Here is a 24,196-nt window from a genome sequence, read left to right as displayed (position 1 = left end):
GGCGCGTGTTCACGTGCCGGCCCCCGGTGCGTATCCCCGACCCGGAGCAGGTCGAACGGGTGTGGCATGGTTGATGGTGTGGTGAATCCGGCGGGCGAGCGTTCAGGTGCCTCCGGCTCCGGCGGTCGGCGGGGTCGGGCGAGCACGAGTCAGTTCGGCGCGCTCGGCCTCAATCTCGCCGATCCCCGCGTCGAGGCGTCCGTGCTGGGGCTGCTGGAGACGGTCGAGGTCGAGCTGCGGGCCAGTGTGTCCAGCGCCGACCCGTTCGTCACCGAGGCCGCCCGGCACCTCCTGGAGGCCGGCGGCAAGCGTTTCCGGCCGCTGCTGGTGGCGCTCGGTGCCCAGTTCGGTGATCCCACCGGCGCGCAGGTGGTCCCGGCCGCCGTGGTGATGGAGCTCACTCACCTCGCGACCCTCTACCACGACGACGTGATGGACGAGGCCGCCGTCCGCCGGGGCGCGCCCAGCGCGAACTCCCGCTGGACCAACTCGGTCGCGATCCTGGTCGGCGACTATCTCTTCGCCCGTGCGGCGGACATCGCCGCCGACCTGGGCCCAGAGGCGGTCCGGTTGCAGGCGCGCACCTTCGCCCGGCTGGTGCACGGCCAGATCGCGGAGACGGTCGGGCCGCGCGCCGACGACGACCCGGTGACCCACTATCTCAACGTGATCGCCGACAAGACCGGCTCGCTGATCGCCACGTCGGCACGCTTCGGCGGCATGTTCGGTGGCGCACCGGCCGAGCACGTGGAGGCCCTCGCCGGATACGGCGAGACGATCGGCGTCGCCTTCCAACTCTCCGACGACCTGCTCGACATCGCCTCCGAGTCGGTGCAGTCGGGCAAGACGCCCGGCACGGACCTGCGCGAGGGCGTCCCGACCCTGCCGGTGCTCTACGCCCGCGCGGCGGACGACTCCGACGCGTCCTCGGTGCGACTGCGGGAGATCCTGGCGACCGGCCCGCTGACCGACGACGCGCTGCACGCCGAGGCGTTGGGTCTGCTGCGCGAGAGCCCCGCGCTCAAGCGCGCCCGGGAGACCGTGCGCAGTTACGCCGAGGACGCCCGTGCGCGCCTCGCCCCGCTGCCCGAGGGCCCGTCCCGGCACGCCCTCGAATCGCTCTGCGACTACATCGCCGACCGCACCAGCTGATCGTCACCCCGGCTCGCCGCACTGGCGACGCGGGTCAACAGGCGGCCACCGCAGAGCATGAGGACGGCCGCGAGCAGCATGGACACCGCCGAGGCGGTCCACATGGCCGGATAGCCGAGGTGGGCGGCCAGTGGGCCGAGGGTCAACGGGCCGAGGCAGCCGCCCGCGTACACCCCGGTCTGGGTGATCGAGGTGGCGGCGGCTGGTGACTGCGGGTGGAGTCTGACCACCGCGAACGTCATCAGGCCGGGCCAGGCCCAACCCAGGCCGAAGCCGAGCACCACGCCGGCCACCAGCGGCACTGGGCCGGTCAACGCGAGCAGGCCCAGCCCGGCCGCACCGACGACCAGCATCGCGGCGATGACGGCGACGTGACCGGTGACGCGGCGGTCGGCCAGCCAGCCGGCACCCACCCGCGCGGTCACGCAGATCGCACTGCCCAGCGTCAGGGTGAGGCCGGCGAGGCCCGGCGACATGCCCCGGGCCGCCGCGGAGTCCACCAGGAAGGTGCCCAGCGCGTTCGCTGCGGCCGCGGCCAACGTCGCCGCCGCACCGACCACCACCAACGCCGCAGTGGCCCGGCCAGCGCGCGTCGCGCCGGCCCGCCGTGCCCGCAGGGGCACCTGCCGGGGTACGACCGCCAGCGTCATCGTCGCGACCACGGCCGCCGCCACGAACGCCCAGCGCCAGCCGACGGTCAGCGCGATGGTGGGCACCGCCGCCCCGGCCAGCAGTGTGGAGACCGGGATGGCGGCCTGCTTGACGCCGAACGACAGCCCCTGCCGTCGGGCCGGCACGTGCTGGGCCAGCGCGGCGTTGCTGGCCAACTGGCCGAGCGCGTTCGCGGCGGCGCTGAGCGCCAGCAACCCGACCAGCACCGGGTACGAGCGGGCGAAGGCCGCCACGGCCAGCATCGACCCGGCGGCCAGCACGATGCCGCAGCGGGCCACCAGGGCCGCTCCGTACCGCTCGACGAGGCGGCCGGAGGGCACCGAGGCCAGCGCGCTTACCCCGAAGTAGACGGACACGGCCAGGCCGAGGCCGGCCGGGGAGAAATCGAGGTCCCTGCCCATCTGCACGGCGAGACCGCCGAGCAGAAAGACGGGGAGTACGCAGGCCACGGTGGTGGCCACTGCGCCGGCGCTCGCCCTGATCGGGTGGGAGGGGGCGACGGTCGGTTCGGAGGTGATGGCGTTGTTGGTCATCGTCCGGCAAACCTACGTGAGACTCGCTCAGGCCACTCCTGGTGACGGTCGGGGCACAACGAGTGGATGGTGATCTGGCATCCTCGACCCGAACAGGCATTTCGCACCGGGCCTGTTTTTCATATGGTGTAAGTCCCCGGCGGCGGAGGTGGTTGTGCGCGACCCCTTGGCAGAACCTTCGGACCTGATCCGCAGCGTGTCCCGAGCGCTGCGGGTGCTGGAGTCGGTCGGTCGCGCCCCGAAAGGCCTGACCGTCAAGCAGATCGCTCGACGGTGCGAGCTGACCGTGGCCACGACCTACCACCTGGTCCGCACCCTGGCCTACGAGGGCTACGTGATCCGTCGCGAGGACGGCACGTACATCGTGGGGTTGGAGGTGGCCGACCGGTACAGGGAGCTGGTGACCGCGTTCCGGGGCCCGCCAGCGGTCGGTGAGACGCTGCGGCGGGCCGCACTGGACACCGGCTACAGCCACTACCTGGGTCGCTTCGTCGGCGGTCAGGTGGCCCTCACGGCGGTCGCCGAGGGGCACCGGTCGCCCTACCTGGAGGACCTGGTCCCCGGCTTCGACGAGGGGGCGCACGCGACGGCCCTGGGCAAGTCGCTGCTCGCCACCCTCACTGTCGACCAGCGCAACCGCTACCTGCGCGAATACGGCATGCGCCCGTTCACCACGGCCACGCTGACCACCACCGAGACGTTCGAGGCCGACCTGGCCGCCGGCGACCGGCGCGGCATGCAGTTGGAGATGGGCCAGTTCCGTCAGGGGGTGGCCTGCGCGGCGGTGCTCGTCGCGCCGGACAAGGACATGGAACGCCGCGTCGTGCTGGCCTGCGCGTTGCCGGCCAGCGAAATGATGACCTCCGCCCGGGTGGTGCGCGCCAAACTGCTCACCGTGGCCCGCAGCGTCGCCGACGGCATCGCCTCCGACAACTGACGCACCCACGCATGAGAGGCCCTCTCCCAGGCTGGGAGAGGGCCTCTCGCGGCGGTCCAGCGCCGGACCGCCTGAGCAACGTCAGCTGCCCACCGGGCCGCCGCCGAGACGCGGGTGCCATGGCGGGTGCCGGTCAACAGGGGGAGCAGCCGGGGGCGGTCGCTCATGGGAGAAGCCTCCATGAACACCTTCGCGGGCGGCAACCGGCACGCAACCGGTCTGACCTCGCGCTGAACCGATCGGCGTGACGGCACGTATTCCCGAGCGAACGCACCGCCGGACGCGCGCCGGAAGCGAGGAGACCGCCATCAGCGACCACGACGCCCAACTGCTGCGCGCGCTGCACGACGAGCACGCGGAGGCGCTGTACGCCCACGCCCTGCGGCTGGTCAACGGGGACCGGCAGCGCGCCGAGGACCTGGTGCAGGAGACGCTGCTGCGGGCCTGGCGACATCCGGAATCCCTCGACCCGCAGCGCGGTTCGGTGCGGTCCTGGTTGTTCACGACCGCCCGCAACCTGGCCATCGACGCCTGGCGGCGGCGGTCCACCCGGGTCGGCGAGGTGTTCACCGACGATCTGCCCGAACCGCCGGACGTGATCGACGAGGCCGAGCGGGCGGTGGAGGCGTGGACCGTCGCCGAGGCGCTGAACCGGCTCAGCCCGACCCACCGCGAGGTGCTGGTCGAGTGCTTCTACCAGGGGCGGTCGGTGGCCGAGGCGGCATCCCGGCTGGGCGTACCGCCGGGGACCGTGAAGTCCCGCACCCACTACGCGCTGCGGTCTCTACGGTTGGTGCTGGCCGAGATGGGGGTGACGGGATGACGCAGTGTGAGTTCGCGTACGACGATGGCGCGTACGTGCTGGGCGCCTTGGCCCCCGCCGAGCGGGCGGCCTACGAGCGGCACCTCTCCGGCTGCGCCTCCTGCCGGGAGGCGGTTGCCGAGATCGCCGTCCTGCCCGGGTTGCTGGGGCGTCTCGATCCGGCGGGGTTGGAGCAGATCCTGCCGCCGCCGGCCCCGCCCCGGGTGCCCGCGCTGATCGAGGAGGCCCGGCGTCGCCGCAGGAGGGACCGCTCCGCGGACCGCCGACGGTACGCGCTGACCACACTGGCCGCTGCCGGGCTGGCCCTGATGGTCGGTGTGGGCACTGCCGTGGTGCTGCCCCGACCCACCGGCCCGTCCGGGCCTCCCGTGGCGCAGACCAGCGCCCCGGCCACGCAGGTGTCGATGGTCGCCATGCGACCGGTGGCCACCGCCGGGCCGGTGCACGCCGACATCGGGCTGTCCGGCACCAAGTGGGGCACGGCGGTGACCATGCGGTGCGGGTACGACGCGCGGACGAGCTATGGCAAGGCGTACCCGTTCCGGCTGGTGGCGCACGGCCCGAACGGCGCCAGTGAGCAGATCGGCTCCTGGCTTGCGGCCCCCGGCGACGCCCTCCAGTTCAGCGGCGCCACCAGGTTCACCGACGCCGAGCTGGTCAGCGTGGAGCTGCAACGAGCCGACGGCACACCACTGCTCACCTACGCGGTGCCCTGACCGCCCGTCTGGGCATGGGCGGTCAGGGGGTGGGGACGGGTTCCAGGATCCGGGCCTGGGCCCGGGTGCGGCGGGAGTTGCGGACCGCGTCGGCGGTGAAGACGATCAGGGCGAGCCAGACCAGCGCGAAGCCGGCGAGGCGGGCCGGTGGCATCGGCTCGTGGAAGATCAGCACGCCGCAGCCGAGCTGGAGGATCGGTGCCAGGTACTGGATCATGCCGAGGCTGCTCAGCGGCAGCCGGTTGGCCGCCCCGGCGAACATCAGCAGCGGGATCGCCGTGGCCGCACCGGCCAGCACCAGCAGCGCGGTGTGTCCGGCCGAGACGTGCCCGAACGTCGAGTCGGCTCTCGCCATCAGCCAGCCGAGATAACCCAGCGCCGGCAGCGCCAGCACCGCCGACTCGACGAAGAGCCCTTCCGCGGGCGGCAGCCCCAGCCGCTTCTTGACCAGGCCGTAGCCGGCGAAGCTGAACGCCAGGGTCAACGCCAGCCACGGCAACCGGCCGTAGTCCACGGCGAGCACCGCGACCGCCGACGCGCCGATCCCCAGCGCCACCCACTGCGCCGGGCGTAGCCGCTCCCGCAGCACCGTCACCCCGAGCAGCACCACGACCAGCGGGTTGATGAAGTAGCCGAGCGCCGTCTCCACCACCCGGTCGGAATTGACGCCGTAGATGTAGGTGCCCCAGTTGACAGCGATCAGCGCGGCGGCGGCGACCATCCCGGCCATCGCCCAGGGCCGACGCAGCAGCGCCCGCAGGAAGCCGACGTTGCGCAGAGCGGCCAGCAGCAGGGCCACGAACACCACCGACCAGACGATCCGGTGGGCCAGGATCTCCAGTGGGCCGGCCGGCCGCAGCAGCTTGAGGTAGAGCGGGAAGAAACCCCAGAGCAGGTACGCGCCGAGGCCGTAGAGGTATCCCAGGCGGAGAGGCGTCACGCCTCCACCGTAAGGGGCGTACCGTCGCTTTGTTCCTTTCCGGTGACCGGGGTCACCGGGATCCGCCGGTCGAGGTTCATCCACCGCTCCGGCACGTCGAGCGGCGTGAAGCCCACCTGCGCGTACACCTGGTGTGCGTCGTTCGTGGCCAGCAGGATCCGGCGTACGCCCAGCTCGTCCAGGTGGTCGCGGGCCGCGCTGGCCAACCACCCGCCCAAACCGCGACCACGGGCGGCGCGGTCGACGTACACGTCGCAGAGCCAGGCGAAGGTGGCCCGGTCGGTGACCACCCGGGCCACCGCGACCTGGCGGCCGTCCTCAGGCCGGTAGACGCCGAACGGCAGGGAGCCGGCGAACGCTCGGTCGACGGTGGCCCGGTCACGTCCGAGTGCCCAGTACGCGTCGGTGGACAACCAGTGGTGCACCAGGCCCAGGTCGAGCAGAGCGGGGTCGGTGCTGAGCAGATAGCCGTCGTTGCGGGTCAGCGTGAACACGATGCGACGCTAACCGCCCAGGTGGGGACCCGTGCCGGCCAATTCCCGAACTCTGGTCACCGGCCTGCCCGGGCCCCGGCCGGAGCCCGGGGCGGGCCGGTGCGGTCGGCGGTCAGTCCCGGTCGAGGACGGCGCCCAGGATCCAGGTCACGATGCTCACGAAGAGGGCACCGAGCACGGCGGCCGGCCAGAAACCGTCCACGGTGAACGGCAGCCCGGCCTGGTCGGCGATCCAGCTGGTGAGCAGGAACAGCAGCCCGTTCACCACCAGCGCGATGAGACCGAGGGTCAGCAGGTAGAAGCCGCAGCCGACCGTCTTGATGAGCGGCTGGAGAACCGCGTTGACCACGCCGAAGATCACCGCCACCAGGAGCAGCGTGGTCACCGTCTCGCCAGCGGAGTTCGACTCCAGAGAGATGCCCGGAATGAGGAGTGTGGCCAGCCAGAAAGCCAGCGCTGTGCTGGCCAGCCGAATCAGCAGACCTTTCAGAAAACCCATGGCGGGGATCGTGCCACGGACCACGCACCCACGTAACCCGCCAGTTGACCACCACGGTGGATCAGCCGCGAGCCGGACGCCCGATCAGTTGCGACTCGATCGGCGTGGGGGAGAGCAGTGCCCAGCGCAGCGCCCGCCGGTTGACCACGGCCACCATGTCGTCCCGGATCCGGGTCAACCACTCGGCCGACCCACCCAGCCCCAGCGCGGTGCCGGCCAGCGCCGCCTCGGTGACGCTCAGCGGTTGCAGCAGCGCCAGGTCGACCCGGCTCAACGCGTCCACGTCCGCCGGGGTCAGCTCGTCGCGTACCACCAGAGTGGCGCGCCACGGCGGGCCCGGCTCGGCGTCGGCCGGCACCGGCCCGGCGTCGACGACCAGCAGCAACGGGCGCAGCGCACTGCCCACCCCGTCGGCCACCGGTCGACCGGGTGGGATCAACGGGATCGTCCCGCCCGGTGCGCCCACTCCCCGGACGAACGGCTCCCAGACGCGCGGTCGGGAGGTCTGCACGACCACCAGGGCGCCGAGCGCCAGGGCGCGCAGGGCCACCAGCTGGGCGGCGCGCACCCCGCCGACCAGCAGCACCCGGGTGCTCTCCGGCCGGAACAGTCGGACGGTGACCGCCCCGCCGTGCCGGTTCGTGCCGACCATCATTCCGGCATCGCCCAGAGTGAGATCCCAGTCGTCCAGTGCGGGGCGGGGCTGAGCTTCCCGGGTGGCCAGCGCCAACGGCAGCGTGGCGGCAAGCCCGCCCAGGTGTGCGCCGTCGAGCCGCCGCAGCTCCCCGCCCAGGTCGCTCACCAGGCGCTCCAGGGCCTCGGTGGCCGCGGTCAGCTCGGTCGCCGTCTGAGCGGCCAGGCGCACGGTCAGCTCGGTCGGCACCCCGGCGGCGGAGGTGACCGGTGCCGGCCCTGCGGAGATCGACACCGTCGTCGCGGTTGCCGGGAGCGCGAGCAGCCGGGGCACCAGCCGCCGTGCACCTGTGCCTTCCGGCCACCGGATCAGCCGGAAGGTGGCCTGGACCAGGGTGCCGGACCGGAGCGCCGGCCAGGACTCCCGGACCCGGTCGCCGTCGTGATGGGCCAGCTCGCCCAGGACACGCAGCGCCGCCGGCACGCCGAGCGGCCGCGCGGTCAGCGACCCGAGCCGGCGGACGATCCGGCGTACGGTGCCGGCGAGCACCCGGCGAAGGTCCTCCTCGGACCAACCGTCGACGCGCAGCACCCGCACCGCCAGCACCGCCCGTTCCCGCCCGGCGAGCCGCCCGTCGGTGAGCTGCCGGTACGACGTCCCGACGGTGCCACCCGCGGCCGGCACCGGTGCCGGTGCTCCACTGAACAGCAGTTGCACCCGGAGCGGGGGCGCTTCCGGCCCGGTCTGGGGCAGCAACGCGGACGGCGCCGGGATGGCCCGGGACGCGTCGCCGAGCAGATCGCCCGGGTCCCCGAGCTCCAGGAGCGCCACCATGCCCTCGGTGTCCTCCAGCACTGCCGCAGGCCCGCCGGTCAGCTCGGTCGAGTGGACGACGGTGCCCGGAGCGACGAGGTCGAGCAGGTCGGCCGCTCCGGCCGGCGCGGTCAGCTCCCGACGACGGGTCAGATGCCCGGCGGCGGTGCCCAGCCACTCGAAGAGCCACCGGCCCCGGACCCGGAGCACGGCGACGGCCACCAGCAGCACGGCGACCAGTGCGGCGGCCGCGGTGACCGGTGCGGGTCGACCCAGGGCGGTGAGGACGAGCGCCGCCGCGACCTGCGCGGCGACCAGTTGACCGGCCCGCACCCCTGTGCCGGTGCCCGGAGTGGGCGACGCCCAACGGCCGAACGGCGAGCGGCGACGCGGTGCGCGCTGATCGGCCGGGCCCGGGCTGCGGTCGGCGGGTTGGCCCGGCCCGATCGCCCGGGGAACGGCGCCCGGCCCCGGCCCGACCCGTGTCGCCGGGTGCGGCCCTCCGGTGGTGATCGCCGGCACCGTGCCTCCTCGACCAGTCGGGACCGCGTCGGGCGATCGGCCGCCCTCGGACGGCCCGTCACGCGCCGCGACGTGGCTGCAGCACATCGTAAGTGACCGATGGTTGCTGTGGTTGTCCACAGGGGAGAGGCGGGGGGTAGCAGAACTGCTACGGGATCGCTACCGTCAGCCACGAAGTTCGTCGCTGACCCGTGTCTCAGTGCTCGACGACCGGGCCAAGCGAACGACGCGCCCCCAGGGCGGGCGCGTTCGAGAGCCACGCGCGATCAGAGAGACGAGGTGACATCGGGGTGTCCCAGACGCAGGCAGAAGCCGCGGTGATGCAGCAGACCGCCGCGAAGTTCGAGCAGGTGGACCAGTCGTTGCAGTCCATGCTGACCGGCCTGCTGGCCGAGCTGGAGGTGTTGCAGCAGGCCTGGCGTGGCGCAGGCGGCCGATCGTTCGAGCAGGTCAAGCAGCAGTGGTCACAGGACCAGGCGGCATTGCACCGGGCGCTGCGGGAGACCGCCGGCGCGATCCGCACCGCCGGCCGGCAGTACGACGCCTCCGACGACGAGGTGGCCAGCCGGGTAGCCGGCACCAACCGCGGCGGCATCCAGCTGCCGCTCTGATCCCGCCCGGGAAGGAAATCCGATGGACCATGGTGTGCTGGTCGTCAACTTCGCCGCGCTTCAGCAGGCCGGCGCCGACATCCACAAGGCCCTGAACAGGCTCGACTCGCAACTCGGTCAGCTTGAGCGGGATGCCGCTCCGCTGGTGGCGAGCTGGACGGGCGAGGCCCGCGAGGCCTACGAGCAGCGGCAGGCGCGGTGGCGCTCCGCCTCTCAGGACCTCCAGGCGATGCTGCGTGACATCAAGCTGGCGGTGGGCGACTCCGCCAACGACTATCTGGACACCGAGAAGAAGAACACCGGGCTGTTCCAGTGAGCGCGGTGGGCCGGGAGCGCTGACCATGTCCAGGTCGGTGCCCCGGCCACCGCCGCGCTGCGGCCAGGACGGCGGGCTGACCGGGTCAGGCCTGGCCGGCCGGGCGCCAGCGTCGGCGGCCACCACGGGGCAGCACCAGGGCGAGCAGCACCACGGTGGCCGCCGTCGTGCCGACCACCGCACCGACCAGCAGGGCCCGGTCCCGTGCCGTCGCCCGTCGGGCCCGGTGGGCGAGCACCGCCGGGTCGGGCCGGTCATCGGCGAGCGCGGTGACCGGTCGAGGGTCGCCCGCACGGCTGCCGCTGGTCTCGGTGACCGCCCGGTACGGGTTCAGCACGCCGGCGCCGTACCCGCCGCCGTGGCCCGCGCCGGGAGCCGGATCGGCGGTGGCGATGATCCGCTCCGCCACCTGGGCCGCGGTCAGCTCCGGTCGATACTGGCGCAGCAACGCGGCGGTGGCGGCCACGAAGGGTGCCGCGTAGCTGGTGCCCTCGACCTGATGGTGGCCCGCGCCGGGGGCGGCGGTCAGCACCTCGCTGCCCGGTGCGACCAGGTCGACGTACGGGCCGGTCTGCGAGAACGTCGCCCGTCCACCGTCCGCCCCGATCGCACCCACGCCGAGCACCCCGTCGTAGCCGGCGGGGAACGGTTGGGGGTCACCGCTGTCGTGCAGGTTGCCGGCTGCGGCCACCAGCACCACGTCCCGGTCGACCGCGTACCGCACGGCCGAGCGGACCTCCGGGTCGTCCGCATACAGCACCACGGACAGGTTCACCACGTCGGCGTCGTGGTCGACGGCCCAGCGGATGGCCTGCGCGAACTCGCCAGCGCTGACCGTTCGCCCCGATTCCCGCCCCTGCACCACCTGCTGCTCACTCACCCGCACCGGCAGGATCCGGGCATCCGGTGCGAGACCCTGGAAGGCGACCCCTGCGCGGGGTGTCGCCGCGATGATGCTCGCCACGCCGGTGCCGTGCCCGGCGCAGTCCCGACTGCCGTCGCCGCCGGGGTCGAGCAGGTCGGTGCCGGCCAGCACGCGATCGGCCAGTTGGGGGTGCGCCCGGTCCACCCCGGAGTCGACCACCGCGACGGTCACCCCGGTGCCGGTGGCCAGGGGCGCGAGCCGGGCGGGATCGTACCGTTGCTGTGGCCAGGGCGCGGCCGTGACCGGCCGGGCCGGGGCGAGCGAGGTCGCACAGGCCGGTGCCGCACGGAGCCTGGCGGTGGCGGCGACGGTCGGGAGGGCCGGTACGGTCAACAGGCTGGCGGCCAGACCTGCGAGGACCGGGCGCGCGATCGATCGGGACATCGACAGCCTCCGTATCGTGTCGGCTCCGGTACGGATGTTATCGCCTCATCCGCGCCCCGGCAGGCCGCCGACGGCCAGCCATTGTGATCTTGATACCACCTTGTAGGTTGTACGCGATACCTGTGGCCTGTTCTCGGAAGGGGAGGTGGCCGTGACCGCATGGGAGCCGGCCACGGAGGCCGAGGTGGCGATGCGCGACGCGCTGCGCGCCAATGACCAGGAGCTTTACTTCCGACTCCTGTCCCGCACCGATCTGCTGTTGCCGGTCGCCGCCCCGACGCAACCCGGCCAGCCAGCCGCCGACTGGGGCACCTGGACCACCGGCGGCCGGACCCACGTCCTGGCCTTCACCTCCGCGGCCGCACTGCGGGCCTGCCTCGGCGATCACCCCGGCAGCAACCGTCGTGTCCCCTTCACCGACCTCGCGGTCGGCTGGCCAAACCACGAGTGGTGGCTCGCCGTCAACCCCGGTCTGCCGGTCGAGGGCTACCTGCCGGCCTGGTTCGTGGCTCAACTCTCCCGGGGCGACGTGCGCCTGCCCGGCCGCGCCATGGGTGCCCGCGCCCGCCTGGAGCGGGTCGAAACCCTCGCCCGCACCCGGACCGGCCCGCCCGGCCGGGACACCGCGCCAGCCGCTGGTCGGCCCTCCGGGGCGGGTACGTCGTCGCCCGGGTCCGAGCCGGCCCCGGCGGCCCCGGCTGCCCCAGGTCGGCCTGCCCCGGTTCCGCCTGCGCCGAGTCCGCTCGCCCCGAGTCCGCTCGCCGCCGTGCCGCCCGCTGCGGTCCCGTCTGCTCCGGTCTCCCCTCGGAGGCCCTCGCAGGGTGTGTCGCCTCGGGTCGCTGCCCCGGCGTCCGGGACGCCCGGCACCGCTGATCCGTCCCGCCGACCCGGCGAGGAGGACCTGCCGGCCGCCGGTCAGCGCCACCCGACCGAGCCGCCGCGACCCGGCCTGCCGGGCACCGGCGCCCTTCCCCGCTCCGCTCGGCCGTCCCGGTTCGCACCGTTGACGCCCGTCGAACGTCCCACCACCGACCAGTCGAGGTTCGGCGCGGGCTGGCCGGCGGCGGACCGGCCGGGCGACGACGGCCTGACCGGGGGCAACGGCAACGGCGGTCCGCAGGCCGCTCGACGTTCCTTCTTCGAACCGACCCCCGTCCGGGACCGGGCAGCCGACCCGAACGCGAGTGGGGGCCGCCCCGGGGACCGGGCGGCACCACCGACGCGCTTCGGGCTCGGCAGCCAGCCGTTCCCACGCCGCCGTCCGGCCGACGGGCCCGCCGACGAGACCGCGACCCGCGCCTTCCCGATGGCGGATCCGGACGCCACCCGGCCACTTCGACAGCCGGCGGGCGACCTCGGCACGTCCCGAGGGGTACGCGCACCGGCACCCGGTGAGGAAGTCACCCAGCCGCTGCCTCCCCGCCGGCCCGACCCGGCGGCGGAGGAGGTCACCCGCGACTTCCGGACGACCGGTGAGTCCCCGCCGACCCGGTCATCGGCGCGGCCGAGCCCGCCGGCGGACGAGACCCAGGCGATCCCACGCGACCTGCCGAACCGGTTCGCCCCGGTGGAGGAGGTGTCGGCCGCGGAACCGGTCTCCGGTCCGCCCGCACCACGCCGCGGCTTCACGCCCATCGTCATCGAGGGCACCATCATCGAGTCCCGCGACCTCACCGACCCGGTCGAGACCAGCGGCCCGGCCGGCCCTCCCCGAGGGCCCCGCCCCGCCGAGACCGCCCCGCCACCCTTCGGCACGACGCACGCCGGGCCGGGTCTGTTCGAGCCGTCGTCAGCCGGTCCCCGCCCGTCCGGTCCGGCGTCGTTCGTCCCCGTGCAGCCCGCCACGAGCCCGTCCACCCCGCGCCCCGCAGGGCCGGCGGAGGCCGGCGACGTGAGCGGTGTCCGCGCCGGCGATCCGGCCGGTGCCGAGCGCGCCGACACCGACAGCCCGTCGGTTGGCGTGACCAGCGCGGATCCGACCAGCGAGAGCGCCACCACCGGCGATGGGCAGCGCCCGCCGGCCGACGAACCGGCGGTGGTCGAGTTCGACCCGGCCAACACGGTCGAGGAGGACCTGCTCGGCGCCGCCGGCTCCGGAAGCACCGACACGTTCCTGTCCACCCTGCTGCTGGCCCGGGTCCTGCTGCCGGCCGCACCCGAATCGCTGCGGGGAAGCCGCCCCGGCGATGCGGGCTTCGTCTGGCGTACGGCACAACTCGACGGCGAGACGTACGTGGTGGTCTACACATCGCCGGAGCGCCTCGCCGACCACTTCGAGGGTGACGTCGACACGGTCCGGGTGAAGTTCGCCCAACTGATCCGGCGCTGGCCGGACGAAGACTGGTCGTTCGCCGTCAACCCGGGCACCCCGGTCGGCGCCAAGCTGCCCGGGGAGCAGATCATCGCGTTGGCCAACTGGGCTGCCGAGGTGGGGCTCGGTGACGACCTGGAGGTGGACCAGGAGGAAGCGCCGGCCGTGGCGGAGCCCGCCGCCCGCCCCCGGTACGCTCCGGCGGCCGTCGACCCGACCCGACCGACGGTCATGCAGAAGGCGATCGCGCCCAGCCAGCTCGCCTACTACCTGGATCGGGGCTACGACCGGGTCTCCGGCTTCGTGCACCGTGCCGGTGAGCTGGCGCACCTGACCACGCCGGCTCAGGTGCACGACGCGCTCGGCCTCAGCTACCCCGGATCCCCGTTCTCCCGGGACGCCGAGGAGATCTACGTGCTGCGCTGGCCGGCGCACCGGCCGAGCCTCTACCGCATTCCGTACGGCGGTCAGAACGAGGCGGCGATGCGGGCCATGGAGGGCTGGGTCATCGAGCGCCCACCGTTCCGGGGCAACGGCTTCGCCCCGGGTGAGAGCAGCGACGTGGTGGCCGAGTTCAAGGTGGACAGCGCGCGCCTCCCGCACGGCGCGCAGCTGTGGCGGGTCGCTGCGGACGGCACCGAGCGGGTCATCGCGGAGCTCGACACCGACGCGGTGGTCTGGCGACGGGTCGGGGAGGCGTGATGCGCGACGGTTACGTGGCCCGTTGGCAGGGTCGGGAATACCAGGCCAGCCCGGACGGCGACAACATCCGCCTCTATCAGCCCGAGCCGGGCGAGGGCTTCGAGGAGGTCCGCGCGGGCCGGTACGTCCGGGTGCTGCCGGCGAGCGAGATCGAGGATCTGGCGTACGTGCGCACCACCTGCACGTGGCAGGGGCAGCCGTTCATCGTGCTCGGCGAGCACGACGCCTGGCTGCGGGTCGAATACACCGGTGGCCGCTGGCCGGTGGCGGAGGCGATGCGGCTGGAGGTCTTCGACTTCGGCGTCTACCAGGGCTGGGCGCCGGCCGCCGAGGTCACCGACCTGCGGGAGCAGCGGGTCTGACCGGTCAGGTCTTGGCCCAGCGCAGGATTTCGCCGAGCACCAGCTCCGGTGCCTCCAGGTGCGGGAAGTGCCCCACCCCGTCTAGCAGCCGCCACTCGTACGGGGCGACGACGTAGCGGCCGGAGCCCAGGGCGGTGCGCGGCAGGGAGGCGACGTCCAGCGCGCCGTGCAATTGCAGGGTCGGAGTGGACAGCGGCTTCTGCATGAGGCGGACGAACCGGTAGCCGTGCAGCCGCAGCAGCGAGCGGAACGCCCAGCGGTACCCCTCCAGGGCACAGAACGCGGCCTGCGGGATGCACATCGCCTCCCGACACCGCTCGGCGTACGCCTCGAACTCCGACCCGGCCACCCAGCGCGGCCCACCCCAACGGTGCAGGATCTCCCCGATGGCCGCCGCGCCGTCCCGGGTCAGCACGTGCTCGTAGCGGGGTAGCTGGAACTTCAGCGCCAGGGTGGAGGCGGCGAACTGCCCGCGCGGGTCGGCGAAGGTGGCGGTGCGCAGCCGCAGCGGGTGCGGTGCCCCCAGCACCACGAGCCGACGGACCAGGGACGGGTGGAACGAGGCCACCGTCCAGGCCACCATGCCGCCGAGGCCGCTGCCGACGATCGTCGTCGACCGTTCACCGAGCGCCCGGATCAATCCGGCGATGTCGGCGGCGAGGGTGTAGCCGTCGTACCCCCGGGGTGGTTTGTCGCTGGCGCCGTAACCGCGCAGGTCGACGGCGACCGCCCGGAAGCCGGCGTCGGCGATCGCCGGGAGCATCTGGTGCCACGCCCACCAGTGCTCCGGAAAGCCGTGCAGGAAGAGCACCATCGGGCCGGTGCCGGCCTCGACCACATGGAACCGGCTGCCGTTGGCGCCGACGAAGCGGTGCGTCCACGGCCCCTCGGTGAGGACACAGGACTCGTCGACGGCTCCGCCGCGCTGGTCGGTCATGGCAGACAGCCTAGGACCCGGTTGCCGCTGACGACCCCGGTGGTCGCGTTGAACAGGGAAAGGCCCGGGTTGTCCCCTACCGACACGAGGGTCCGGGTCGACGGTCCGTGGACCGTCGACCCGGACGCCGCCGATCGGATCTAGCGCAGGTAGATGTTGAAGACCCGGTTGGCCACCGCGTCACCGGTGCTCAGGCCCGCGTCTGCGTCCCACTGGTAGTGCACGCCCAGGTAGATGCGGCTGCGGGCGTTCTCGGTCGCTGCGGCGCTGAAACTGGTGAACGAACGGGTGACGCCCACCGCGTTCGGGTCCTCGGTGGTCGCGACGAATCCGATCGCATCGGTGCCGTAGTACCGCTTCATGACACCCGCCCAAGCGCCGGCGAAGCTGGCGTGGCCCGAGATGTACGCCGGGAACGGCGGGGAGAACCGGGTGCCGTTGCGGTCGACGGAGAGCGGGCGCCAAGCGGCGTTGGGAACGGTGGCCGCGTTGCCGTCGCTCTGCGGCTCGGCGATCGCCGTCTCCGGTCGCCACAGGTCGATGCTGGTGTTGTATTTGGCGTCCCAGGAGGCGATGGCGACGTCGGCCATGGCCATCGCGACGAGGGCGAAGAGTCGCGGGGTGTCCGTGGTCCGCTGGCTGGCGACGATCTGGGTGTGCTCGAAGAGTTGACCCGGCGGCTTGTAGGTGCCACTCACGTCGTTGGCCCAGAAGAAGGCCTGCTGCGTCTGGTCGGCGTTCCGGTCGGTCAGTGGCGCGGTGGCCGAGCCCAGCCTCTTCACCTCGTTGACCTGGGCGGCGTAGGCGCTGCTGGTCAGCATCGCGGACACCGTGCCGAAGCCCCCGGGCAGCGGTGGGCGGAACTGGGAACCGGACGTCAGGGCGAAGGGTTTCACCAAACCCCAGTTGGGGCCGACGGCCGCGCCGGAACCGGTTGGCCGCCACTGTCCGGCGGTGTTGCTGGCGGTGTACCCGGCGTTGTTGGTCGAGCCGTCGTTCGCACGGGCGTTGATGATGTTGCGTGCGGCCGTCTCGCCGATGCTCCTGCTCCACCCCTCGGGTCCCGGCTCGCCGATCGGCGGGTCGGCCTGCCGGGCGTCGTTGAACCTGGCGGTGAAGTAGCTGGCCTGGGCGGGGAACAGCGTCCGGAGTACGTCGTACGCGGCGACGTCGAGGTTGGTGTCGCGGTCGTAACTGAAGTTGGGGATCGGGGACACCTTCGCGATGTAGGGCGCCCCGGTTCCGCCCATGGAGATCGAGGTGTCGTACATGGCCAGGTGCATCATCGCGCCGGCGCGGGACAACGTGGTGGGTGGGCCGTTGCTGGTGCGGAAGGCGTCCAGTAGGACGTCGTTCCAGTAGACGACATGGTCGAAGTCGGGAGGAATGGCGCTGGCGGACGTGGGTGTGATGACGCCGCCCCCGACGACGACCGCGGCGAATACCGCGACCAGCCGTCCCAGCTTCACTCTTGTGTTCAACGTGGTCCCTTCCCGGACGTGAGCCATAGGATCTCTATCGGCTTACGTCGATGATCTGGGACGGTTTGATCACGGAGAAGGGCGAAGCGGTCACGTTCCGCAAGTTGCAAGGTCAGACCCAGCCGCGGCGGGCGGCGGCGATGCCGACGGTGAGCCTGTTGGACGCGCCGAGTCGCTCGGCCAGCAACTCGAAGTGCCGCCGGACCCATCGTGGGCTGCGCCCCAGGCTGCGGGCGATGGCCTCGTCCTTGGCGCCGTGCGCGGCGAGCCGAAGAATCTGCAGCTGCACCTCCGACGGCGCGTCCCTGCCTGCGTCCCTCGAGGTGGACAGGGGCTGTGACTGCCGCCAGAGGCTGTCGAAGTAGTGGCCCGCCAGATCGACCAGCGCCGGCGCGCGCAGCACCCAGCCGACCGACCGGTGGGTGCCGATTGGTGCGACCACGGCCATTTTCGCGGAGACCACCATCGAGATGGGCACCTCCCCGACTATCCGGACCTGACCTTCCGGTCGGGCGGCTCGGTCGGCGCGGTTGAGGCCACCGGGACGTTCGAGGAGTCGTCGGTCGAGGATCGTGCGGTGCCGTGGCTCCGGAGCCAGGTCGGGCTCCCCGGCGGCGGGGTCCGGCGGCATGCCGAGCAGGATTCGGCAGTCCTCCGGCGCGTCGGTGGCCAATCGACCGGAGAGCCGGGTGAACGCCGCCCAGTCCCGTACGACATCGTCCGGGCCGAGCGCGGCCGAACTTCGGTGCTCCTCCAGTTGTTCCAACTGGGCGTACTGGGCGATCAGACGATGCTGGGCGCGGACCAACTCCCGCTGTCGGGCGGCGAGCAGCAGTCGCAACTCCACCGCCGACACCATGGCGGCGTCGAGTGGCGTGGAATTCACCCTCCAGAGCGGGTCTGCACCGCTGCCGTCTGTGTCCGACCAGATTCCACCTGACAAGCCTGACCACCCCCGTGGACGATGCCGAGGTGGTGGTCGGCTGCGGCGTCGTCAGCGCAGGTGCCGGTCCACCATCGACATCGATGATCGTGCTTGGATGGCGACTCTGCGTCAAGTGCCGGACGACGTGAGTGGGCGTGGCGACGGTGTTCGATTCGTCACCCCGGTCAGGGTCTACCCGACGGGGTCAACGCATGACGATGCTCACGGGGACACCCACACCGCAGTCCACCTCGGATGACCTGGCGACGATCCGCAGGGTGACGAAACTGCCCTCGGTCAGGTTGCCGTAGCCCGGGCCGTGCAGGGCGTACGCGCGGCCGTCCTCGGCGACGAGGCTGTAGCAGGGGCCGGCACCGCCCCGGGTGATGTGGCCCGCGATCAGGCTGCTGTCTCGTAGGTCGGTCGGCGGTGTCGGCTTTGGCGGCTTTGACGGAATGCCGATGGACGGCGGGAGTGTGCGCGACAGCGGCGGTGTGAAGGCCGGTGAGGGCGTCGCTGCGGGCTGGGCGGGCCTGAATGCGCGCGAGGTGGGCGCGTCCGGTGTCGGGACGTCGGAGGCCGAGGGAGCAGCCAGGGGGCCCGCACCCTTCGGGTCGGCGCACGCGGTCAGGGGCAGCAGGAGGAGCGCGGCGAGGAGGGTGACGCGTGAGGCGAGGTGCACGGTGATGGGACGTTCCAGCAGGTCGCCGGGTTCCACCTGTCGGTGGGACAAAGGGCGGCGCCCGGGCAGATGATCCGCCCGGGCGCCGCTGGGTGTTGCTGAATCAGTGGTCAGCTGATCCGGATCTTCATCGAGGTGCCGTTCTGCTCCTTGACCTCGATCTTGACACCGGCTGCGGGGAGCTTGACGCCGTGGTTCGGCAGCTCCTCGTAGAAGTACTTCTTGGTGTCGTTGAACACGGGCTCAGCGGCCTGACCGCGGATGTACTGCGGCTGGCTGTTGAGGTGCAGCGTGAACGAGTCAGCCTTCTTGAGGCTGAACGGTGCGTCGTACACCTGGACGCGGGCGCGCCACGGAGCACCGGTCAGGTTGTAGATCGGGCGCGGGTGCGCGTCGATGTACAGGTTGCGACCCTCGCCCGGGTGACCACCCGGGTTGGTGGGCGAAACCGGAGCGGTGTTGTTGTCGGAGAACCGCGTGTTCCAGTACGAGATGAGCAGACCCTCCTGGTACGCGTAGTGGTCCACCCAGTCCGGGCGGGTGTTCGCGTAGCCGAAGAAGTACGGGCCCGTCTTCAGGTACTTGTCGTACGAGACGTACGACCGGTTGCCGGCGATGTAGTAGTTGTCGAACAGCCGGGTGTAGGTCGCCCCGACCACCTCGAACTTCTCCAGCGCCCAACCCGCGTCGGTCTCGGCACCGTCGCTGAGCACGGTCTGACCGTCGGCGGTCACGGTGATCGCGTCACCGAAGAAGCCGCCCTCGGAGACACCACCGTCGGTGACGTAGTGCAGGCGAACCTGAGCGACCTTCCCGGCGACCGAGGTCAGCGGGATGTTGATGTCAGCCCAGGCACCGTTGCTGCTGCCGGCGAGGGCCGGGCGACCCGCACCGTCGACGCCGATCGGCTTGCCGCCGACAGTGCCGTCCAGGTCGGTCCAGGTCTGACCGCCGTCGGTCGACGCCTCGAAGTAGAGGTAGTCGTAGCCGGCCTCGATGCTGTACTTGCCCTTGAGCGACATCGCCGCCGCGGACTTGCCGGTGAGGTCGAACGTCCTCGTCATCTTGCTGTCGAGGTCGTCCTCGTTACCGGAGAAGTACTGCTTGGCGCCCTCGAACGGCGCGCCGTAGTTGAACGTGTATTCCCGCTGGGGAAGCACCACCACGGCGGCCTGTGCCTTGTCCGAGTTGTACTCCTGCGGCCCGAGGTCCAGCGTGCGCTTCTGCCCCGCCACGACCACCTCGTAGTCGAGCCAGCCGAGCTGGAGCTTGTTCCACGCGCCGAGGTCGCCGCCACGGTCACCGATGGCCGGGTCGTTCTTCGCACCGAGCCGGCTCTGGGCCATCAGGGTCCAGTGCTCGTTGCTGTTGTCCGCCGGTCCGTAGTCGTCCGGCAGGCCCAGGTCGTGGCCGTACTCGTGGTAGAAGACGCTACGGCCGCCGTTTTCCGGCTGGATCGTGTAGTCGCGGATCCAGACGCCGGTGTTGCCGATCTGGGTGCCACCGATCGGGAAGTTCGGCGGGCCCACGGGCGAGCTGTTGAACGCCGACCAACGGTGGCTCCAGATGGCGTCCTCACCCTGCTGCGGGTCACCGTCGGCCTGGTCGCCGCCGGAGTGGACGATCTGGAAGTGGTCGATGTAGCCGTCCGACTCGTTGAAGTCGCCGTCACCGTCGAAGTCGAAGCGGTCCCACTGGTCGAAGGACTTCATCTCCTCGGCGATCTGCGCGTCCGTCCGGCCCTTGGCCTTCTGGTCGGCGACCCACTGGTTCGCGGCGTCGCGGATCAGGGCCCAGGTGTTCGAGCAGACGTTGTCGCCGCAGACGGCGGGGTCGTTGGCCGGGTTTTCAACGTCGTCGTCCGCGATCGGGTCGTCGGAACGACCGTAGCGGGCCTCGTTGTACCGGACCTTGACCCAGTCGGTCACCTCACCCTCGACGGTGTAGCGACCCGAGGACTGAGCCTCGTAGTACTGCTTGAGCGACTCGTCGCCCGGGTTGGTGCCGAAGTAGACCTGGCGGAAGTGCTCCGGGCTGAAGTCCGGCTGCCAGATGGTGGAGTTGTCGACCGCCCGGTTCGGCTCCGGGATCTTGTTGTGCAGCGGACCCTCGAACGTCGCCGGTCCGGCGATGTTCGGGTTCATGTCCTTGTCCGGGTAGGACGGGTGCCGCTCGTCACCGAACTCGGCCAGGATCACGAAGATCTTGTCGGTCCGCTCCCGCTGGAGCTCGACGTACTGATCCTGGGTCGGCTGGGCGCCGGCTGCGGAGCGGGCGTTGGCGTTGGTGCCCGTCTTGCCGACCTGACCGACCTTGACGACAGTGCTTCCGTTGCGCTGAATCGGCTTGCTGCGACCGCTCAGCACATCGCTGAGACCCTGCTGACGCAACGCGCGGCGCTTGTCCTCGAGCTTGTCGGGGAGTTCGTCCTGCAACGCCTGCGGTTCGGCAGCGGCTGGTGCTGCTACCGGCAGTTTGGGCTGAGGCGCCGCCGAGGCGGACGGGCCGAAAGCCAGGCCTGTCGCCGTCAGTGAGAGCCCGAGCAGACCCACTGCGACTTTGCGCACGTGGTACCTCCGGTGTGAGGGAACCGGCCATACGGGGGTACGGGCCGGTGGGAGATCGATCCCACTAGTGGGACCAATGGTGAACATAGACACTGCTGCGACGGGTGGGAAGATGCACGCGTCGATTTGTTGCAAGATTTTGTTGGGAATGCTTTTCACCGTCACATACCCGGGCTTCATCAGCCACGCTGACCAGCGAGGACGGCGCGGTCCCAAATATAACGACTCATTTCGATCAACATGATCGATGTACGGCAGTGGGGCCGGCGGCGTCTCCGCCACCGGCCCCACTGTCAGTTGTTGATCCGCGAAACCGTTACTTCCTCGCCGGGGTGACGAAGATCGTGGCGGACGAGTTGTCCCGTGCCGCCTTCTTGATGGTGAGCGAGACGCCGTAGTTCACGCCCTGGTCGCCGGGGTTACCGGTGCCCAGCACGATCGCGCCACCGCCGAGGGTCGTGCCGTAGAACTCCGGTGCCGGGCTGCCGTCCGGGTGGGTGACCCGGGTGGTGTACGGCGCGTTGTTCCGCGACGGCACCACCACCGAGGCGTCGTTGTCCCGCGCGTACGCAGCCCCGTCGCGCATCTCGATGCCCGGGTACCAGGTCTTGGCGTCCGTGAAGCCCTTCACCGGCGCCTGCGCCTTGAACTTCGTGCAGTACGCGCTGTACGGCTCGTCCGCCGCCTCCAGGCACTCCGTGAAGGGGTACGTCTTGTTCAGCGAGAAGGCCGCGTTGGCCGACTGCGGACGGCTGGGCAGGTTGTCCGTCACCGACGGGTCCTTCACCGCCGCCTCACCGGTACGCCGGTACGGGTCGAAGTGCGAGTCGACGATGAGCAACCCACCCTTCGCGCCGTAGCTGGGCAGCGCGGTCATCTGCCCGGTGACGTGGTTGACGTCGCCGAGAGCACTGTCCCGGTACCAGACCAGCATGCCCGGCGCGTTGTAGGAGATCCGGTCGACCTTCCACGCGTCGTGCGAGTAGATCGTGTCGTAGGCGTACTTCAGGCCCTTGTCGAAGCCGTCGAAGTTGCGCCACTCCGCCAGGTAGAACTGGGCGTGGACCTCGGTGCCGCTGGAGACCTTCCAGCCCCCGCCGGTGGTGTCCACGAAGGTGCCGCCGGTGGCCGTCCAGCCGTTGGCGCCGCCCTCGACGTCGTCACTCCACGTGGTGGCGCCGCCGCCGGTGACCGAGAAGTCGTCGGCGAACCAGTTGCGCTCCTCGAACGCCTCGTCGGTGGCCTGGCGCAACCGCAGCTGCACCGTCGTGCCCGCGTACGCCGACAGGTCGACGTAGTCGTGGCGCCAGCCGTTCGTGCTGCCGGTCAGGCCGTACTTCTTGCCGCCGAAGTCGTTCATCCGGCCGTTCGGGTCCGAGTAGCCGTCCGGCGTAGTGACCACCGTGCCGCCCTCGTCGTACACCTTCTGCTCGGTCCAGGTCGTACCGCCGTCGGTCGAGAGCTCGACGAAGCCGTAGTCCCAGTCCTCCTCGATGATGTAGTTGTTCCACATCCAGAACTTCGAGTCCGCTGCCGCCGGCACGTCGACCGAGCGGCTGAGCTTGACGTCGGCCCACTCCTGGTCGTTGTTGCTGTGCCACATCTTGGTGCCGCTGTGCGGCGTGGCCAGCGTCGTCACCTTGTCCGGCAGGTCGACCTTGATGCCGTCCTCGGAGTCGATCGGGGTACGCGACGTCTGGCCGAGCTTCACCTCACGCGGGTTCGACCCGGGGCGGATGGTCAGCGGGTCGGCCCAGCCGAGCACCCACTTGTCCCAGATGCCCATGTGAGTGGGCAGCGCCTGGAAGATCTCACCGGAGTGCGACCCCGACGCCATCAGGTCCCAGAAGTCCACGTCGGAGTCGGCGTTGCCGGACGTGTCGTAGAGGTCCGGCAGACCCAGGTCGTGGCCGAACTCGTGGGCGAAGACGCCGACGCCAGCGTCCTCGGGCTGCACGATGTAGTTCGACGCCTTGAGGTTGGTGCCCGGGATGGTGTAACCACCGGCGACCGTGGAGGAGTGCGCCCACACGGCGTACACGCCCTCGGCGCCGCCGCCGCGCGACTTGCCCTGACCGGCGTGCACCAGCACGAGGTGGTCGATCACGCCGTCCGGCTCGTAGACGTTGCCGTCACCGTCGCGGTCGGCCTGGTCCTCGATGTCGTAGTCGGCCCACGGGAAGCTCGGGTCCTTCGCGACGAGCGCGTCGATCGCGTCGACCGCCAGGCGGTCCGCGCCGTCCGGGTTGTCCGGGTGACCGTTCATCGACTGCTCACGGCCGGGGACCCACGCGCCGGTCTCGTCCTGTTCGCAGCGGTTGGCGGCGTACCAGCCCTCCGAGTGCGGCACGGTGATCCACGGGCTGGCCTGCCCGTCCACCGTGTACGCGTTCTTGGACATCTCCAGGTACATGTTGTGCATGGTGCGGCCGGACAGGTCGACACCCTTCCTGCCGTCCGGGCCGCGCAGGTCGGTGCGGACCCGCTCGGTGATGCCCTTCTTGCTGTAGAGCATCTTGTCGTAGTGCGACGGCGAGAAGTCCGGCACCCACATCGAGTTGTTGTCCTCGTGCGGCAGGGTCGCCGGGTTCGGGATGTTGTTGTGCTTCGGGCCGTTCTGCACGGTGCCGAGGACACAGGTCCGGTCCTCGAACACCGTCTTCGGGACCATCACGTCGGTGAAGTCGTCGTTGGCCTTGTCGTTGAACTCCACCAGCAGCGTGAGCAGCTTCGCCGTCTGGGTGGTCGGCGACTTCTTGAACTGCCGGGGGTTCTTGCCCGTCTTGAGCGACCGGGCTTCGTCCTTGGCGAGCTGCCGCGCGGTCACCGGGTTGCCCCGGGCGTGCTTCTGGTCGAACTCGCGCGCGGACTCCACGGCCGGGGTGTAGACGCCACCCTTGCCCTTGACCTCACGGCCGGTGGTGTCCGGCTGCACCTCGGGCTCGGCGTAGTTGATGTAGTGCTCGTCGGCCCCGATCACCGCCCGGGGGGTGGGGGAGGACGACTGGGCCGCCGCACTGCCGGTCACGGTCAGTGACGTGGCCGCGAGGGCGATAGCGGGTAGCGCGACGAGTAGTCGTCGGCGCGCCCCGGACTGCGGTTTGTGGTTCATGCCGCTCCATTTCTCGGGCATGGGGAGGAGGACGCTGGCGTGGCCGACCATCGATGCGATGAGCGTCGAACTCTGCCAACCTGCGTGAACCTAAATCACAACCAGCCGAAAGGACAGGGGTGGTCCGCCTCGTGTGTCCGTTCAGC

The 24,196-nt window shown here is 71.3% G+C and carries 20 protein-coding genes; 8 read left to right on the top strand and 12 right to left on the bottom strand.

What is annotated here, in order from left to right; all coding sequences use genetic code 11:
* The first annotated feature begins 66 nt into the window (after positions 1-66).
* Positions 67-1,152, top strand: coding sequence for a polyprenyl synthetase family protein (locus KBX46_RS12220; RefSeq protein WP_141907608.1), 1,086 nt, complete (start codon positions 67-69; stop codon positions 1,150-1,152).
* On the opposite strand, the gene KBX46_RS12215 is transcribed toward KBX46_RS12220, so the two are convergent.
* The gene (locus KBX46_RS12215; RefSeq protein ID WP_210792568.1) at positions 1,128-2,357 is read right to left on the bottom strand and encodes an MFS transporter; all 1,230 of its coding nucleotides are present in this window, start codon (positions 2,355-2,357) and stop codon (positions 1,128-1,130) included. The two genes, KBX46_RS12220 and KBX46_RS12215, sit on opposite strands and share 25 nt — an antisense overlap.
* Before the next feature lie 154 nt (positions 2,358-2,511).
* Between KBX46_RS12215 and KBX46_RS12210 the strand changes: the two genes are divergently transcribed.
* The 3 genes from KBX46_RS12210 (at position 2,512) to KBX46_RS12200 (ending at position 4,833) form a co-directional block, all read left to right on the top strand.
* On the top strand, positions 2,512-3,294 hold the full coding sequence (locus KBX46_RS12210) for an IclR family transcriptional regulator (protein ID WP_088951141.1): 783 nt from the start codon (positions 2,512-2,514) through the stop codon (positions 3,292-3,294).
* 307 nt (positions 3,295-3,601) lie between these two features.
* Positions 3,602-4,117: a sigma-70 family RNA polymerase sigma factor gene (locus KBX46_RS12205; RefSeq protein ID WP_088952145.1), complete on the top strand. Its 516-nt coding sequence runs from the start codon at positions 3,602-3,604 to the stop codon at positions 4,115-4,117.
* Positions 4,114-4,833 (top strand): anti-sigma factor, encoded by a 720-nt coding sequence (locus KBX46_RS12200; RefSeq protein WP_088951142.1) that lies wholly within the window; start codon positions 4,114-4,116, stop codon positions 4,831-4,833. The genes KBX46_RS12205 and KBX46_RS12200 overlap by 4 nt, the downstream gene beginning before the upstream one ends.
* A 22-nt stretch (positions 4,834-4,855) precedes the next feature.
* Here KBX46_RS12200 and rarD read toward each other — a convergent pair whose 3' ends face one another.
* The 4 genes from rarD to eccE all read right to left on the bottom strand — a co-directional run bounded on the left by rarD (position 4,856) and on the right by eccE (position 8,660).
* Positions 4,856-5,773: an EamA family transporter RarD gene (rarD, locus tag KBX46_RS12195; RefSeq protein ID WP_088951143.1), complete on the bottom strand. Its 918-nt coding sequence runs from the start codon at positions 5,771-5,773 to the stop codon at positions 4,856-4,858.
* The gene (locus KBX46_RS12190; RefSeq protein ID WP_088951144.1) at positions 5,770-6,267 is read right to left on the bottom strand and encodes a GNAT family N-acetyltransferase; all 498 of its coding nucleotides are present in this window, start codon (positions 6,265-6,267) and stop codon (positions 5,770-5,772) included. Before KBX46_RS12190 ends, rarD begins: the two co-directional genes overlap by 4 nt.
* A 112-nt stretch (positions 6,268-6,379) precedes the next feature.
* Entirely contained in the window at positions 6,380-6,766 is a 387-nt protein-coding gene (locus KBX46_RS12185) for a phage holin family protein (RefSeq protein ID WP_088951145.1), read from the bottom strand.
* A 61-nt stretch (positions 6,767-6,827) separates the two neighbouring features.
* Entirely contained in the window at positions 6,828-8,660 is a 1,833-nt protein-coding gene (gene eccE / locus KBX46_RS12180) for a type VII secretion protein EccE (RefSeq protein WP_374224963.1), read from the bottom strand.
* 365 nt (positions 8,661-9,025) lie between these two features.
* Here eccE and KBX46_RS12175 point away from each other — a divergent pair, with 365 nt between their 5' ends.
* Both KBX46_RS12175 and KBX46_RS12170 read left to right on the top strand, forming a co-directional pair.
* A complete protein-coding gene (locus tag KBX46_RS12175) occupies positions 9,026-9,346 on the top strand; it encodes a WXG100 family type VII secretion target (RefSeq protein ID WP_088951147.1) in 321 nt (106 codons plus the stop codon).
* 22 nt (positions 9,347-9,368) lie between these two features.
* The gene (locus tag KBX46_RS12170) at positions 9,369-9,662 is read left to right on the top strand and encodes a WXG100 family type VII secretion target (RefSeq protein WP_088951148.1); all 294 of its coding nucleotides are present in this window, start codon (positions 9,369-9,371) and stop codon (positions 9,660-9,662) included.
* A gap of 85 nt (positions 9,663-9,747) precedes the next feature.
* Here the strand turns inward: KBX46_RS12170 and mycP are convergent, their stop codons facing one another.
* Complete coding sequence (gene mycP / locus KBX46_RS12165) at positions 9,748-10,971, bottom strand: type VII secretion-associated serine protease mycosin (protein ID WP_210792566.1); 1,224 nt, start codon at positions 10,969-10,971, stop codon at positions 9,748-9,750.
* 151 nt (positions 10,972-11,122) lie between these two features.
* Here mycP and KBX46_RS12160 point away from each other — a divergent pair, with 151 nt between their 5' ends.
* Together KBX46_RS12160 and KBX46_RS12155 are read left to right on the top strand one after the other, a co-directional pair.
* Positions 11,123-13,984 carry an SseB family protein gene (locus tag KBX46_RS12160; RefSeq protein WP_210792565.1) on the top strand — a complete coding sequence of 954 codons (2,862 nt, stop codon included), beginning with the start codon at positions 11,123-11,125 and terminating at the stop codon, positions 13,982-13,984.
* The gene (locus KBX46_RS12155) at positions 13,981-14,346 is read left to right on the top strand and encodes a hypothetical protein (RefSeq protein ID WP_088951150.1); all 366 of its coding nucleotides are present in this window, start codon (positions 13,981-13,983) and stop codon (positions 14,344-14,346) included. Before KBX46_RS12160 ends, KBX46_RS12155 begins: the two co-directional genes overlap by 4 nt.
* A gap of 4 nt (positions 14,347-14,350) precedes the next feature.
* On the opposite strand, the gene KBX46_RS12150 is transcribed toward KBX46_RS12155, so the two are convergent.
* The 6 genes from KBX46_RS12150 to KBX46_RS12125 form a co-directional block, all read right to left on the bottom strand.
* The gene (locus KBX46_RS12150) at positions 14,351-15,283 is read right to left on the bottom strand and encodes an alpha/beta fold hydrolase (protein WP_088951151.1); all 933 of its coding nucleotides are present in this window, start codon (positions 15,281-15,283) and stop codon (positions 14,351-14,353) included.
* Between the two features lie 140 nt (positions 15,284-15,423).
* Positions 15,424-16,764, bottom strand: a complete 1,341-nt coding sequence (locus KBX46_RS12145; RefSeq protein WP_210792564.1) for a vanadium-dependent haloperoxidase — start codon at positions 16,762-16,764, stop codon at positions 15,424-15,426.
* Between the two features lie 112 nt (positions 16,765-16,876).
* Entirely contained in the window at positions 16,877-17,650 is a 774-nt protein-coding gene (locus KBX46_RS12140) for a helix-turn-helix domain-containing protein (RefSeq protein ID WP_210792563.1), read from the bottom strand.
* 244 nt (positions 17,651-17,894) lie between these two features.
* Entirely contained in the window at positions 17,895-18,407 is a 513-nt protein-coding gene (locus KBX46_RS12135) for a hypothetical protein (protein WP_247667364.1), read from the bottom strand.
* Between the two features lie 74 nt (positions 18,408-18,481).
* Entirely contained in the window at positions 18,482-20,923 is a 2,442-nt protein-coding gene (locus tag KBX46_RS12130) for an immune inhibitor A domain-containing protein (RefSeq protein WP_210792624.1), read from the bottom strand.
* 331 nt (positions 20,924-21,254) lie between these two features.
* Positions 21,255-24,050: an immune inhibitor A domain-containing protein gene (locus KBX46_RS12125; protein ID WP_247667363.1), complete on the bottom strand. Its 2,796-nt coding sequence runs from the start codon at positions 24,048-24,050 to the stop codon at positions 21,255-21,257.
* Positions 24,051-24,196: the final 146 nt, after the last annotated feature.

Origin of the sequence: Micromonospora sp. C81 (genome assembly GCF_018070425.1) — a bacterium.
Lineage (GTDB): Bacteria > Actinomycetota > Actinomycetes > Mycobacteriales > Micromonosporaceae > Micromonospora > Micromonospora zamorensis.
Note: the sequence above shows the minus strand (reverse complement) of the source record. Positions and strands in the feature narration are given on the sequence as shown.

Coding starts and splice junctions, on each gene's coding strand:
- KBX46_RS12170 (WP_088951148.1), top strand. CDS start 9,369: ATGGACCATGGTGTGCTGGTCGTCAACTTCGCCGCGCTTCAGCAGGCC.
- KBX46_RS12200 (WP_088951142.1), top strand. CDS start 4,114: ATGACGCAGTGTGAGTTCGCGTACGACGATGGCGCGTACGTGCTGGGC.
- KBX46_RS12215 (WP_210792568.1), bottom strand. CDS start 2,357: ATGACCAACAACGCCATCACCTCCGAACCGACCGTCGCCCCCTCCCAC.
- KBX46_RS12220 (WP_141907608.1), top strand. CDS start 67: ATGGTTGATGGTGTGGTGAATCCGGCGGGCGAGCGTTCAGGTGCCTCC.
- mycP (WP_210792566.1), bottom strand. CDS start 10,971: ATGTCCCGATCGATCGCGCGCCCGGTCCTCGCAGGTCTGGCCGCCAGC.
- KBX46_RS12125 (WP_247667363.1), bottom strand. CDS start 24,050: ATGAACCACAAACCGCAGTCCGGGGCGCGCCGACGACTACTCGTCGCG.
- KBX46_RS12150 (WP_088951151.1), bottom strand. CDS start 15,283: ATGACCGACCAGCGCGGCGGAGCCGTCGACGAGTCCTGTGTCCTCACC.
- KBX46_RS12185 (WP_088951145.1), bottom strand. CDS start 6,766: ATGGGTTTTCTGAAAGGTCTGCTGATTCGGCTGGCCAGCACAGCGCTG.